Source organism: Burkholderia cepacia (assembly GCF_029962485.1).
In the GTDB taxonomy this organism is placed as follows: domain Bacteria; phylum Pseudomonadota; class Gammaproteobacteria; order Burkholderiales; family Burkholderiaceae; genus Burkholderia.
In genome coordinates this window covers 1,446,992-1,460,176 of the sequence record NZ_CP073638.1, presented here as the reverse complement: position 1 = coordinate 1,460,176, position 13,185 = coordinate 1,446,992, and the positions used below count along the sequence as shown (strand labels likewise).

At 62.5% G+C, this 13,185-nt stretch carries 10 protein-coding genes; 3 read left to right on the top strand and 7 right to left on the bottom strand.

Annotated elements, in window-relative coordinates:
• Positions 1-66 precede the first annotated feature (66 nt).
• Positions 67-1,593 (top strand): AMP nucleosidase, encoded by a 1,527-nt coding sequence (locus tag KEC55_RS22800; RefSeq protein ID WP_282511068.1) that lies wholly within the window; start codon positions 67-69, stop codon positions 1,591-1,593.
• Between the two features lie 1,030 nt (positions 1,594-2,623).
• Here KEC55_RS22800 and KEC55_RS22795 read toward each other — a convergent pair.
• The 5 genes from KEC55_RS22795 to KEC55_RS22775 all read right to left on the bottom strand — a co-directional run bounded on the left by KEC55_RS22795 (position 2,624) and on the right by KEC55_RS22775 (position 7,655).
• Positions 2,624-4,372, bottom strand: a complete 1,749-nt coding sequence (locus tag KEC55_RS22795; RefSeq protein ID WP_282511066.1) for an ATP-dependent nuclease — start codon at positions 4,370-4,372, stop codon at positions 2,624-2,626.
• A gap of 456 nt (positions 4,373-4,828) precedes the next feature.
• A complete protein-coding gene (locus tag KEC55_RS22790; RefSeq protein ID WP_282511064.1) occupies positions 4,829-5,221 on the bottom strand; it encodes a hypothetical protein in 393 nt (130 codons plus the stop codon).
• Between the two features lie 118 nt (positions 5,222-5,339).
• On the bottom strand, positions 5,340-6,311 hold the full coding sequence (locus tag KEC55_RS22785; RefSeq protein ID WP_282511062.1) for an aldo/keto reductase: 972 nt from the start codon (positions 6,309-6,311) through the stop codon (positions 5,340-5,342).
• 26 nt (positions 6,312-6,337) lie between these two features.
• Positions 6,338-7,141 carry an SDR family NAD(P)-dependent oxidoreductase gene (locus KEC55_RS22780; protein ID WP_282511060.1) on the bottom strand — a complete coding sequence of 268 codons (804 nt, stop codon included), beginning with the start codon at positions 7,139-7,141 and terminating at the stop codon, positions 6,338-6,340.
• A gap of 52 nt (positions 7,142-7,193) precedes the next feature.
• On the bottom strand, positions 7,194-7,655 hold the full coding sequence (locus KEC55_RS22775; RefSeq protein ID WP_282511058.1) for a cupin domain-containing protein: 462 nt from the start codon (positions 7,653-7,655) through the stop codon (positions 7,194-7,196).
• A 164-nt stretch (positions 7,656-7,819) separates the two neighbouring features.
• Between KEC55_RS22775 and KEC55_RS22770 the strand changes: the two genes are divergently transcribed.
• Positions 7,820-8,752 (top strand): LysR family transcriptional regulator, encoded by a 933-nt coding sequence (locus tag KEC55_RS22770; protein WP_176046341.1) that lies wholly within the window; start codon positions 7,820-7,822, stop codon positions 8,750-8,752.
• Positions 8,753-8,914: 162 nt separating this feature from the next.
• Here the strand turns inward: KEC55_RS22770 and KEC55_RS22765 are convergent, their stop codons facing one another.
• A complete protein-coding gene (locus tag KEC55_RS22765; protein WP_282511056.1) occupies positions 8,915-9,214 on the bottom strand; it encodes a hypothetical protein in 300 nt (99 codons plus the stop codon).
• 388 nt (positions 9,215-9,602) lie between these two features.
• Positions 9,603-10,361 (bottom strand): TIGR00730 family Rossman fold protein, encoded by a 759-nt coding sequence (locus KEC55_RS22760; RefSeq protein ID WP_282511054.1) that lies wholly within the window; start codon positions 10,359-10,361, stop codon positions 9,603-9,605.
• Between the two features lies 1 nt (position 10,362).
• On the opposite strand from KEC55_RS22760, the gene polA reads away from it, so the two are divergent.
• Entirely contained in the window at positions 10,363-13,116 is a 2,754-nt protein-coding gene (polA, locus tag KEC55_RS22755; RefSeq protein ID WP_282511052.1) for a DNA polymerase I, read from the top strand.
• Positions 13,117-13,185: the final 69 nt, after the last annotated feature.

Genomic DNA, 13,185 nt, shown 5'->3' with positions numbered 1-13,185 from the left:
GCAGGGGCGGCCATAAGCGTGACCGGGTTCCGTGGTAATGTCGTTCGATCAGACGAGGTGATGAAAATGAAGAACGATTTGAGCCGCCGGCACCGAGTGCTGTCGCCCGAAAGCCCGTCGGTCGAGGCTTTCGACGATCCGATCGCCGCCGTTGCGCGGCTGTCCGCCATTTACGACACGAATACGGGGTTCCTGCGCGACGCGTTCGCGCGCTATCGCCGCCACGAACCGATAACCGAGCACGTGCGCGCGTGCTATCCGTTCGTGCGGATCCGCACCGATGTCAACACGCACGTCGATTCGCGCCGCTCGTACGGTTTCGTCGCCGGCCCCGGCGTGTTCGAGACGACGGTCACGCGTCCCGACCTCTTCGCGAACTACTATCGTGAGCAGCTGCGCCTGCTGGCGAAGAACCACCATGTCAAGATCGAGATCGGCGTGTCATCGCAGCCGATCCCGATTCATTTCGCGTTTCCGGAAGGCATCCATCTCGAGGGCGAGCTCGACCGCGACCGCCTGCTCGCGATGCGCGACATCTTCGACACGCCCGACCTGTCGTATCTCGACGACCGCATCGTCAACGGCACGTTCGAGCCGGCGCCGGGCGAGCCGCACCCGCTTGCGCTGTTCACGGCCGCGCGTGTCGACTTCTCGCTGCACCGGCTGCGCCATTACACGGCGACGTCGCCCACGCATTTCCAGAACTACGTGCTCTACACGAACTACCAGTTCTACATCGACGAGTTCGTGAAGCTGGGCCGCACGGTGATGACGGAGAGCGACGATCCCGAGGTGCGCGCATATCGCAGCCAGTACAGCTCGTTCGTCGAGCCGGGCGATGTCGTCACGTACAACGCGAACCTCGGCAGCGAGCCGGCCGAGGGCGCCGCGCCGCCGCGCCTGCCGCAGATGCCCGCGTATCACCTGAAGCGCGCGGACGGCAGCGGGATCACGATGGTCAACATCGGCGTCGGTCCGTCGAACGCGAAGACGATCACCGATCACATCGCGGTGCTGCGTCCGCACGCGTGGGTGATGCTCGGCCACTGCGCGGGGCTGCGCAACACGCAGCGTCTCGGCGACTACGTGCTCGCGCACGGCTACGTGCGCGAGGATCACGTGCTCGACGACGACCTGCCGCTGTGGGTGCCGATTCCGGCGCTGGCCGAAGTGCAGCTCGCGCTCGAACGCGGGGTGGCCGACGTCACGCGGCTGGAGGGCGTGGAACTGAAGCGCGTGATGCGCACGGGCACGGTCGCAAGCGTCGACAACCGCAACTGGGAACTGCGCGATCATCGCGAGCCCGTGCAGCGGTTGTCGCAGAGCCGTGCGGTCGCGCTCGACATGGAAAGCGCGACGATCGCCGCGAACGGCTTCCGCTTTCGCGTGCCGTACGGCACGCTGTTGTGCGTATCGGACAAGCCGCTGCACGGCGAGCTGAAGCTGCCGGGCATGGCCGACACGTTCTATCGCGGGCAGGTCGACCAGCATCTGCAGATCGGCGTGAAGGCGATGGAGATCCTGCGTACCAACGGGCTCGACAAGCTGCATAGCCGCAAGCTGCGAAGCTTTGCGGAAGTGGCGTTTCAGTAATAAGTCCTTGTTGTATAAGGCTCCCTGGTTCGGCTGGGGAGCCTTTGTGTCTAACATGAGCGTCGGTGTCTACCGGCCGGAATACCTGTTTCCTAAGCGCCCGCGCCCGCTGCGAAAATGAGCAGTCGGCCGGTAGCCGAAAGCCGCCAGGCACTTCGGTGCCGGCGGCTTTTTTCACCCACGCCCGTGCATGGCCGTGGCAGGTTCCCGCACCCTCAGAGTGGCCGGCCGCGCGGATGCGCGCCGCAGTTTCGCTGACATGCGGCATGCGCGTGGAGGGGCTGCTGACGCGCATGCAGCCTAGACGTGGCGGGTCTGGCCCTGGTGAGGCTCACACAGGCCCGGCACGCGCAGTTGTGACCCCGTCCCACCTGCCCGCAAAAATGAACGGTTTTTATGCACTCATGCGCCAGGCGCTTGAGGCCGCCCGGTGCGGGCCGCGCGGAGACCGGCGGCCCGATTCCTCTATGCACTTTTATGCGCCTTGATTATGCAGTCTCAGCATGGACGGTGCTTCGCCGGTCCTCGGCGGGGTCGTAAAACTCGGTGTAATGCCCGCACGTGCTGCAAATTACACGGTCTCCGGCGAGTCGCGGATCCGGGACGTAATGACAATTCGTGGTTGCGTCAGAGTAGGAGCGGTAGTCGGCGAGCTTCAGTAACCGGCCGCAGTCGTGGTTTCGGCAGGTGACATACTCGGGGCGACGTTGGATGGGTTTTGCCATTTCTGTTTCCAATAAGTTGTCGAGCATTCCGATCGTAGCCGCAGATTTTTTCGCGTCGCGTCGCCGTTTTCCTACACGCTGAAAACGACTCCCCTTGCACCGCCGAGCGGTCCCCTGCCTGCGGGCTTCGCTTGGGGGGCCGCTTTTTGTGCACTAGACCGACCGGCTCGGCGGCCCCGGTGGTGTGGAGTTCTGGGCGTTTCCCGGTGCGCGGGAATCATGCGTTTTGATGCGCGATGATGCAAATCGATGCGTCGGATCGACGAGGCAGTTTTATTGTGCCCCGTCGATCGCCTATCTCCACTTCAAACCCACGCTGCGAAATCGATAAGATCTTGCTCATGTGCCGCATGACTGGCGTTCCCGTTTGCCTGCATGGTTCCTATGAAGGCCATGCGTGCCGGGTCGTTCTTCTGAATGCCCAGATGAGCTTCAATTGCTCCTCGCCCCCACACCCAGATTCCGTGAGTGCGAAAGATGGCGCATAGTCGTGTGACCTCGGTACTCATCGCCGCAGCCATCAGCCTGAATGCCTCCTCCGGCCCGACTGCCGCAACTACTCCCGCCGCGCTTTTTTTAGCCGGAAATCCGTCTGTGCCAAGTTCGAAATTTACTGTCGCTTGATTTGCAGCGAACCACGCGTGACATGCAATAAAGTCCGCGTCGGTGTTGTTTATCAAACCAGCTTGAGGTCCGACTTTAAAAACAAAATCCAAATCGACAACTGCTTTGGGTTCGAAGCCTACGGCTCTAAGAACTTGCATCATTGGAGGAATGGAACTGCTGCTTGATCCGCTAACTAGGCAAGCCTTGTCTTGAACTATAGTTCTACCGGTGATTGCCTTGTAGAGCGTTGGTAGAATCATCATCTCCGTCTTTCCTTCAACTACGAGGACGGTCTCGGAAAACATTAAATATGTGGCGTGTTGTATCGAAAAAATTACGCTGGCTTGATGTGGATTTGTGGCTATCATGTTCGAAGCATTAGCCAGTTTGTCACGAACCACGGTTCCATTGGCTGCTGTTTTGTAGACCATGCTCGTATTGAGAACATCTTCTATGCCTAGAAGCAATGGAGAGTGAGTTGAGAAGACGACTTGGAAATTTTGTTGGGAAAGCAGTTTTAGAGATTCTCGCAACAACTCAATGGCTTGTGGGTGTAAATAGAGTTCCGGCTCGTCGATAAGCAATACTGTAATGGAGCCGGCTGCTGCCTGTTGATTGATTTGCGATGCCAACAACTTTATTAAAGCCATTTGGACCGTGCGCTGTGCGCCATGCCCGAACGAAGTGAATGGTCGCTGGAGTCCAGGAGTGTCCGACAATGAGATCGTCGCGCCCTTGATCAGATCGTCAAAGGATGGTGCTTCTATATCGAGGTGGAGTGAAAGTCCGGGGAAAAAATCACCAATTGCCTGAGTTGCGTCACCCTCAAGAGTGTTCAGCTCCTGTATTCGAGCAGGGCCGTTAAGATGGGCGCCTACCGACTGCAAATCGGTTAGGACCTTGTTTAAGGCGGCGGCGTTATTTGCGCGAATCTGATCGAGTGTATATTTTAAGAGTAATCCTATTGTGTTTCTTGCGGCAAAGCGGCTGATGTCGTCGGCGGCATCATCCATGGCTTCAATGTAAAGAGGATCGGGAAACAGAACGCCAATTGCGTTATCCAATCCTGTTGGATTTGCAACCCACTGGTCGGTTGCTGGGTTGAATACGTCAACTCTAATCTGCGCTGCAGGGGCGTTCGGAATATCCTGTCGCCGTCTAAATCTTAGCTTCCCATCCACGACGTATGGATCAATTTGAGTTCGTTGGTTTGCGGGCAATAGGTTGATGTTGGTTTCTGAAATCAATCCCTCGACCATTACGGCGGTGGCGGGGTCATGGAACGCATGCGTCGGAAGTACAGATTTTCGAAGCAGCCAGCTAATTGCTCGCAATATATTGGATTTTCCAGAGTTATTGTATCCAATTATGGGGTTGAAGCTGGAAAGTGGAACGCTAACTGCTGAGCACGAACAGTAATTGTGGATTACAACTTCGTCTAGGCGCATGTGGTCCTCACTAGATATTCTGATCGTTTTCGAAGTGCGGAAGTCTATTCGTCAAGCGCATCTATGGGGGCTATCCGCAAGTCATTCTGCGATGAGAGGGCTGGGAAATCAACGATCGCGAATACCTAGTACCGGAGGCTACTCCAATGTCGGGTTGACGCAGCGTCAACGCGGACGTGACAACATGTCGCCCACCAGTGAGAGTGACTGCCCGAAAACGATATTGGTCAATCTGCACGCGTGCGCGCGGTCGTCGCACTCGGTCGAGTTGCTTTCGCGGATGAAGGCATGAACTCATGCCGAATCTTCACGGGAAATCCTTAGCGCCAGTAACACGTGCTCTAGGCGCGTCGCTATTCTGCAAGAGTTTCCCGGACAGTATGACGAGATGGTTACAGCGATGGGGGCGAAGAACTGCAAGCTGTTTCAACGGCCGTTGAGCGAAGTACAGTGAAATTACAGTTTGGTCGAACTTGGGTAGCCCTGATTGACCTTGTTTAGCCTTGGTTTTGCAAATTGCAAATTGCGCAAGGCATTGATTTGTAGGGGGTTTTGTGCGCGGGTGACACTCTGAAGGCAGCGTTTGGTCGCTCGCAAGAGTCGTCTAACTTGCTCGCAGAATGCTGCCGAATTCCCTGCGTAATCGTGAGCGGTATTTTCGCAAAAAATTTTAGGAAGTGAAGTAAGGTCCTGATTTGATGTGATTTTGTGTCTGCAAGCTGCGGAGCTTTGCAGAAACGGCGTTCCAGTAATGCAAACGCCGGCCCCGGTCAGGGTGCGCGCCGCTTGCTCGCCTGCCGCTGCTCCCTTCGGATGAGCGGCATGGTTGGCAGGATTGGCTAGGGACAAGGCCAATCCTGCCATCGACGTCATGCGATCCAGCCGACTGCCGGATCGCTCGTTCGAAACGAGCGCCACGGCCGGCGCGGCACCGATACCCGGCCCCGGCGGGCCACACGCGCCGCGCTCACCATTGCACCGGTTCGACCATCCTGTCGAAGGCCGCCTCGAGCATCGCGGTTTCGCGATCGTCGAGCGCCAGATCGAGTGCCGCGAGCGCATCGGTCATGTGATACGGCTTCGACAACCCGACGATCGGCGCCGTCACGCCGGGCCGACGCAGCGCCCATGCGAGGGCGATCCGGGCGGGAGGCAGGCCGCGCGCCTGCGCCACCTGCCTGACCGCTTCGACGGTTGCGGCGACCGCGTCGCGACCGTCGTACCACGACACCATCTGCTGATCGGTCGCGGCGCGCGTCGTCTCCGCGCTGCGCGAGCCGGCCAGCAGCCCGCGGCCGAGCGGAGACCATGGCGTGTACGCGATGCCTTCCTCGACGCACAGCGGCAGCATGTCGCGCTCGTCTTCACGGCAAATCAGGCTGTACTGGCTCTGCATCGATACGAACGGCGCGAGGCCATGATGCTGCTGGAAGGCGAGCATCTTCATGAATTGCCACGCGTGCATCGACGATGCGCCCAGATATCGAACCTTGCCGCTCCTGACGATGGTGTCGAGTGCATCGAGCGTTTCGTCGATCGGCGTATCCGGATCGAACCGGTGGATGACGTAGAGATCGACGTAGTCGGTGCCAAGGCGCTGCAGCGACGCATCGATGCTCGCGAGCAGGTGCTTGCGTGACAGCCCGCGTGCATTCGGCCCGTCGCCGGTCGGAAAGAACGCCTTGGTGGCGATTGCCACGTCATCGCGTGTCGTGAAGTCGCGCAGTGCGCGTCCGAGAATGCGCTCGCTCTCGCCACCCGAGTAGATGTCGGCCGTATCGAAGAACGTTACGCCCGCATCGAGCGCCGCGCGGATGAACGGGCGCGCCACGTCCTCGGTTACCACCCACGGCCGCCACGACGGATGGCCGTAGGTCATGCAGCCCAGGCACAGCTTCGATACCTTCAGCCCGGACGTTCCCAGTCTCACGTATTCCATCGGTTCGACCTCCGTTGCGGCGCCGGTCAGCGCATGCCACCGATCGTGTAGCCGCCGTCGACAAGGATCGACTCGCCGGTCACGAAACGTGCTTCGTCGCTGCAGAGCCAGACGGCTGCGTCGGCCACGTCTTCAGGAGTGCCGATCCGCCGTGCGGGCGTAAACGCGGCGAACGGCCGAAACATCTCGTCGTCGCCGAAGCGGCGTGCCATCGGCGTGTCGATGATGCCGGGATTCACGTTGTTGATCCGGATGCCGTGCGGGCCGCCTTCGAGCGCGACCGCGCGCACCAGCGCATCGAGTGCGCCCTTGCTCGCCGAATAGGTCGACGAGCCGGCAAGTGCGCCTTTCGCGAGCCACGACGACGTGTTGACGATCGCACCGCCGCCGTGCGCGAGCATCGCTTCCATCTCGTATTTGATCGACAGCCACGTGCCCTTGAGATTGGTGGCCATCACGTCGTCGAAGTCGGCCTCCGATTGTTCTACGATCGGCGCGAACGTGCCTTCCGTCCCGGCATTGTTGAAGGCTGCGTGCAATGCACCGTAGCGCGCGATCGTCGTGTCGATGAGCGCGCGCACGCCGTCGGCGGAGGCGACGTCGACGGCTATTGCGAAGGCTTCGCCGCCGCCTTCGGTAATGGTCCGGACGGTTTCGTCGAGCGGAGCCGCGCGCCGTCCGGCGACGACGACGCGAGCGCCGTCGCGCGCGAACGCGAGCGCGGCTGCCCGTCCGATGCCGCTGCCGCCGCCCGTGACGAGTGCGACACGCCCGCCGAGCCGGTGCTGCGTCGTGGTGGAACGGGTTGATAAGATGCGTGAATCGGACATGATGTGCATGGCTCCGTGCCAGGGTGAAATCAGGCGGCCGATGGGCCGGCGTTCAGTCTTCGCCGTCCGGAACCGTCAGCGGAGTGCCGGGCGTGCCTGCGTAGAACACGATCAATTCGGCGGTCTCGCTGCCGGTCTCGCCGCGATGGGCGCCGTCGACCATTTCCGGCACCACGTCGCCGGGGCCGAGCGCCAGCCGCTTGCCGTCGCTGCGGCGCACGGCGGTCAGATGGCCCGACAGGACGTAGCCGATGTTGATGGACGGATGCGTATGCCACGGCAGTACGGCGTGCGGCGGGATGCGGTAGCGTTCGACCGTCACCTCCGGTCGACCGGCCGGATAGGCGCGGTAGGGTGAGCCGTCCCATGCGTGCGTGGTTCGCAGCAATACCGTTTCGACGGTGCGGGCAGGCGCACCGGTTTCCTGCGCGAGCGCGGGCGATGCAATACCGGCGATGAGCGGCGCGGCCACGGCGGCGGCCCGGAAAGCGGTGGTAAATGCGCGCAGTTTCATGGCGAACGGCCCGTTGGGGCTGAGCGTTGAGGACGGCGCCATTGTGCGAAGCGGAACGGCACGCGCATAGCGGCGGTCCGGTTGAAACCGATTCAACTTGACGGAGCGGTGTCGCGGCGCGATTGATGAAGGCCCGGGCGTGCCCGGTTCGACGGGAGCATCAAATGGATCGTTTGAAGGCGCTGACGGTGTTCGTCCGCGTCGCAGTCGCGGGCGGCATCAGCGCGGGTGCCCGCGAGCTTGGCATGACGCCGCAGGCGGCCAGCAAGCAGGTGGCCGCGCTGGAGGCTTTGCTGAATATCCGGTTGTTCCAGCGTTCGACACACCGGATTGCGTTGACGGTCGAAGGCGAGCGCCTTCTCGCGCAGTGCCGTGGCGCCGTCGGGGAGCTGGAGACCGCGCTGCGCATGCTCGACGACGCTCGCGAGCACGCGGTCGGCACGCTACGCGTTGCGGCGCCTTACTCGTTGGCACGGCGTTTTCTCGCACCGTTGCTCGGCGAATTCTGCGACCAGCATCCGGGCATGACCGCCGAGCTGATCGTCAGCGACGACATGGCCGACATCGTCGAGCAGCGGATCGATATCGCGGTTCGAACCGGGGATCTGCCCGACAGCGGGCTGATCGCGCGGCGCATTGCCGGGCTGCAGCTGATCGTCTGCGCGGCGCCCGCGTATGTGCGCCGCCACGGCGAACCGCAGACGATCGACGCACTGAGCGATCATCGATGCACCGCGTTCCTGTACCCTCGCACGGGCAAGCCGTTCCCGTGGGAATTCCTCGTCGACGGACGGGTCGACACGCGCCAGATCGTCCCGTTCATCGCGACCAACGACATCGACGCGGAACTCGATACGGTGCTGAGCGGCGCCGCGATCGGCCAGTTCTTCGGCTATTCGGTCCACGAGCATGTACGCGAAGGTCGTCTCGTGCCGCTGCTGACCCGGCACGTCACTTGCCGGTATGGCCTCTACCTGTGCATGCCGCAGCGTGAGCATCTGCCGCGCCGGAACCGTTTGCTGATGGATTTCCTCGTTGCACGGCTCGGTGCGCATCCGGATCTGGAGCCGCTTTCGTTTGTGGAAGCCCGTGCTTGACATGGCACGTTGCCGGGGGAGGGCGATGGTTGGCGTTCGTTCCGACCTGCGCGGTCGATCCGGCGCGCCGGGGCAGGCCCGGCACGGCGCCAAAAACAACAAGGCCGCCCGGCGCCGAAGCGCGCGGACGGCCTTGCATGGCGGGTGAGCGCGCGGTGTCGCTTAGCACTCACCCTTCTTCGCGTGTCCCGGCGGGCAGTGATAGCCGCGACGATCGTCATGACCGCGATAACGCTGGTGATCTTCCCATTCACGGCGTTCCCAGTAGCGGCGGCCGTCCCAGTAGCGGTCGCCGTGCCAACCGACGATGACGGCCGGCGCGGGGGCGACCATGACGGGCGCAGGCGCGACGACGACCGGCGCGGGCGTGCCGATGTTGACGTCGACGTTGACGGCATGAGCGAGGCCGGATAGCGAGAGGCCGAGGCTGGCGAAAGCGAGGGCGATCAGCGAGCGTTGCATGTTCTTTTCCGTGATGTCGTTGTGAGGAGGCCGGCACGACGCGATGGAAGCGAGGGGGACCGTTCCACCGGGGGAACGCCGCGCCGACAAAATGCAGTGTGCGGGCACGTGACGGAAAAGGCGAGGCAGGTTTATTACGGAGAGTTGCCGGTCGGCAGAGGCGGGGTGCGGGTATGCGCCTGCGCCATTTGACAATGGTGGGCCGCAGGTGCGGATAGACACTCCGCATCGCACAGCACGGGCTGCGCGGATTTGACATTCGGCGGCGCGCGCCGCGAAGCGGGATTAACGGTGCGTTACAAAGTGACGCGCGGTAGGCAGCCGAAGCGCTGCCCTCCGCGCATCAAGCAGCACGCAGACCGTCAGGCCGGCGGCTGCCACGGATGCGTTACAGATAGAACATCCGGTCTTCTTCAGGCCGCGGCGGATGATCCTCGTCGTCCGAACCTTCTTCCTCGCCGCGGTCCTCGTAGAACGCGAGCACGGCATCGAGCACCTGGTCGGGATCGTCGATCACCTGCATCAGATCCATGTCGTCCGGATTGATCAGGCCCATCGGGATCAGCTGGTCGCGGAACCACTGCAGCAGCCCCTTCCAGAATTCGCTGCCGACGAGAATGATCGGCACGAGGCGCGACTTCTTCGTCTGGATCAGCGTGAGGACTTCGGACAGCTCGTCGAGCGTGCCGAAGCCGCCCGGCATCACGATCACCGCATCCGAGTTCTTCACGAACGTGACCTTGCGCGTGAAGAAGTGGCGGAAGCGCAGCGAGATGTCCTGGTAGTGGTTACCGGCCTGTTCGTGCGGCAGCTCGATGTTCAGGCCGACCGACGGCGCCTTGCCGGCGTGCGCGCCCTTGTTCGCTGCTTCCATGATGCCGGGGCCGCCGCCGGAGATCACGGCGAAGCCGGCATCGGACAGCTTGCGCGCGATCTGCACGGCGAGCTTGTAGTGCGGCGTGTCGGGTTTGAGGCGGGCAGAACCGTAGATGCTGACAGCCGGGCGGATCTCCGACAGGTACTCGGTCGCCTCGATAAACTCTGCCATAATCGTGAACATCTGCCACGATGCGCGCGCCTTCTTGGCCGTCGCGCGTTCTTGATCTGCGAGCGAACGCAGACTCGGAATCACTTTTCTCTTGTTCATAATGCCTGAAGAACGAAATCTGGAAGGTAAGACCCTGCTATTGGTTGACGGTTCGAGCTATCTGTATCGGGCTTACCATGCGATGCCTGATTTGCGTGGCCCTGGCGGGGAGCCGACCGGAGCGCTCTACGGAATCATCAACATGCTGCGCCGTATGCGCAAGGAAGTCAGTGCAGAGTATAGCGCTTGCGTGTTCGATGCAAAGGGCAAGACGTTCCGTGACGACCTTTATGCCGACTATAAGGCAAACCGTCCGTCGATGCCGCCCGATCTTGCGTTGCAGGTCGAACCGATCCACGGCGCCGTGCGCGCGCTCGGCTGGCCGCTGCTGATGGTCGAAGGCGTCGAGGCCGACGACGTGATCGGCACGCTCGCGCGCGAAGCCGAACGGCACGGGATGAACGTGATCGTGTCGACCGGCGACAAGGATCTCGCGCAGCTCGTGACCGACCACGTCACGCTCGTCAACACGATGACCAACGAGACGCTCGACCGCGACGGCGTGATCGCGAAGTTCGGCGTGCCGCCCGAGCGCATCATCGACTACCTCGCACTGATCGGCGATACCGTCGACAACGTGCCGGGCGTCGAGAAGTGCGGACCGAAGACGGCCGTGAAATGGCTCGCGCAATACGACAGCCTCGACGGCGTGATCGAGCATGCGGGCGAGATCAAGGGCGTGGTCGGCGACAACCTGCGCCGTGCGCTCGACTTCCTGCCGCTCGGCCGCACGCTCGTGACGGTCGAGACGGCGTGCGATCTCGCGCCGCATCTCGAATCGATCGAAGCGTCGTTGAAGACCGACGGCGAAGCGCGCGACCTGATGCGCGACATCTTCGCGCGCTACGGCTTCAAGACCTGGCTGCGCGAAGTCGACAGCGCGCCGGCCGAAGGCGGCGGCGCCGATGCGCCGGAAGGCGAGCCGGCGCCGGTGGTGGCGGCCGACATCGTGCGCGAATACGACACGATCCAGACCTGGGAACAATTCGACGCGTGGTTCGCGAAGATCGATGCGGCCGCACTGACCGCGTTCGATACCGAGACGACCGCGCTCGACCCGATGCTCGCGCGGCTCGTCGGCCTGTCGTTCTCGGTCGAGCCGGGCAAGGCCGCGTACCTGCCGGTTGCGCACCGCGGCCCCGACATGCCTGAGCAGCTGCCGATCGACGAGGTGCTCGCACGCCTGAAGCCGTGGCTCGAATCGGCCGATCGCAAGAAGGTCGGCCAGCATATGAAGTACGACGCGCAGGTGCTCGCGAACTACGACATCGCGCTGAACGGCATCGAGCACGACACGCTGCTCGAATCGTACGTCGTCGAATCGCACCGCACGCATGACATGGACAGCCTCGCGCTGCGTCATCTGGGTGTCAAGACGATCAAGTACGAAGACGTCGCGGGCAAGGGCGCGAAGCAGATCGGCTTCGACGAAGTGGCGCTTGCGGAGGCCGCCGCATACGCGGCCGAAGATGCGGACGTCACGCTGCAGCTTCATCACGCGCTGTATCCGCAGGTCGCGCGCGAACCGGGCCTCGAGCGCGTGTATCGCGAGATCGAAATGCCGGTGTCGCTCGTGTTGCGCAAGATGGAGCGCACGGGCGTGCTGATCGACGATGCGCGCCTGCAGGCGCAAAGCACCGAAATCGCGACGCGCTTGATCGAGCTTGAAGCGCAGGCGTACGAACTGGCAGGCGGCGAATTCAATCTCGGCTCGCCGAAGCAAATCGGGCAGATCTTCTTCGAGAAGCTGCAGTTGCCCGTCGTGAAGAAGACGCCGAGCGGCGCGCCGTCGACCGACGAAGAGGTGCTGCAGAAGCTGGCGGAGGACTACCCGCTGCCGAAGCTGCTGCTCGAGCATCGCGGGCTGTCGAAGCTGAAGTCGACCTATACCGACAAGCTGCCGCGCATGGTGAATCCTTCGACGGGCCGCGTGCACACGAATTATGCGCAGGCCGTCGCGGTGACGGGCCGCCTCGCATCGAACGATCCGAATCTTCAGAACATTCCGGTGCGTACGGCCGAGGGCCGGCGCATCCGCGAGGCGTTCATCGCGCCGCCGGGCCACCGGATTGTGTCGGCCGACTATTCGCAGATCGAACTGCGGATCATGGCGCACATCTCGGGCGATGCGTCGCTGCTGCGCGCGTTCTCGCAGGGCGAGGACATCCACCGCGCGACGGCCGCCGAGGTGTTCGGCGTGACGCCGCTGGAGGTCAATTCCGACCAGCGCCGGATCGCGAAGGTGATCAACTTCGGGCTCATCTACGGGATGAGCGCGTTCGGCCTCGCGTCGAACCTCGGCATCACGCGTGACGCCGCGAAGCTTTATATCGATCGCTATTTCGCGCGCTACCCGGGCGTCGCGCAGTACATGGAAGACACGCGCTCGGTGGCGAAGGAGAAGGGCTACGTCGAAACCGTTTTCGGTCGCCGCCTGTGGCTGCCGGAGATCAACGGCGGCAACGGCCCGCGCCGCCAGGCAGCCGAGCGCGCCGCAATCAACGCGCCGATGCAGGGCACGGCGGCCGACCTGATCAAGCTGTCGATGATCGCGGTGGACGACTGGCTCACGCGCGACAAGCTCGCGTCGCGCATGATCATGCAGGTACACGATGAACTGGTGCTCGAGGTGCCCGACGAAGAGCTGTCGCTGGTGCGCGAGAAACTGCCGGAAATGATGTGTGGCGTCGCGAAGCTGAAGGTGCCGCTCGTCGCCGAAGTAGGTGCCGGCGCGAACTGGGAAGAGGCACACTGACGCACCCCCGTGCGGTTCGCGTTTCCCGCGGCATATTGTTGCAGGGATGCTGAATATCGAGCTGGTTTG

What these genes read in the sequence shown, in the direction of transcription:
- KEC55_RS22800 (WP_282511068.1), top strand. Translation starts at nt 67, where the DNA reads ATGAAGAACGATTTGAGCCGCCGGCACCGAGTGCTGTCGCCCGAAAGC.
- KEC55_RS22795 (WP_282511066.1), bottom strand. Translation starts at nt 4,372, where the DNA reads ATGCGCCTAGACGAAGTTGTAATCCACAATTACTGTTCGTGCTCAGCA.
- KEC55_RS22785 (WP_282511062.1), bottom strand. Translation starts at nt 6,311, where the DNA reads ATGGAATACGTGAGACTGGGAACGTCCGGGCTGAAGGTATCGAAGCTG.
- KEC55_RS22780 (WP_282511060.1), bottom strand. Translation starts at nt 7,141, where the DNA reads ATGTCCGATTCACGCATCTTATCAACCCGTTCCACCACGACGCAGCAC.
- KEC55_RS22775 (WP_282511058.1), bottom strand. Translation starts at nt 7,655, where the DNA reads ATGAAACTGCGCGCATTTACCACCGCTTTCCGGGCCGCCGCCGTGGCC.
- KEC55_RS22770 (WP_176046341.1), top strand. Translation starts at nt 7,820, where the DNA reads ATGGATCGTTTGAAGGCGCTGACGGTGTTCGTCCGCGTCGCAGTCGCG.
- KEC55_RS22765 (WP_282511056.1), bottom strand. Translation starts at nt 9,214, where the DNA reads ATGCAACGCTCGCTGATCGCCCTCGCTTTCGCCAGCCTCGGCCTCTCG.
- KEC55_RS22760 (WP_282511054.1), bottom strand. Translation starts at nt 10,361, where the DNA reads ATGAACAAGAGAAAAGTGATTCCGAGTCTGCGTTCGCTCGCAGATCAA.
- polA (WP_282511052.1), top strand. Translation starts at nt 10,363, where the DNA reads ATGCCTGAAGAACGAAATCTGGAAGGTAAGACCCTGCTATTGGTTGAC.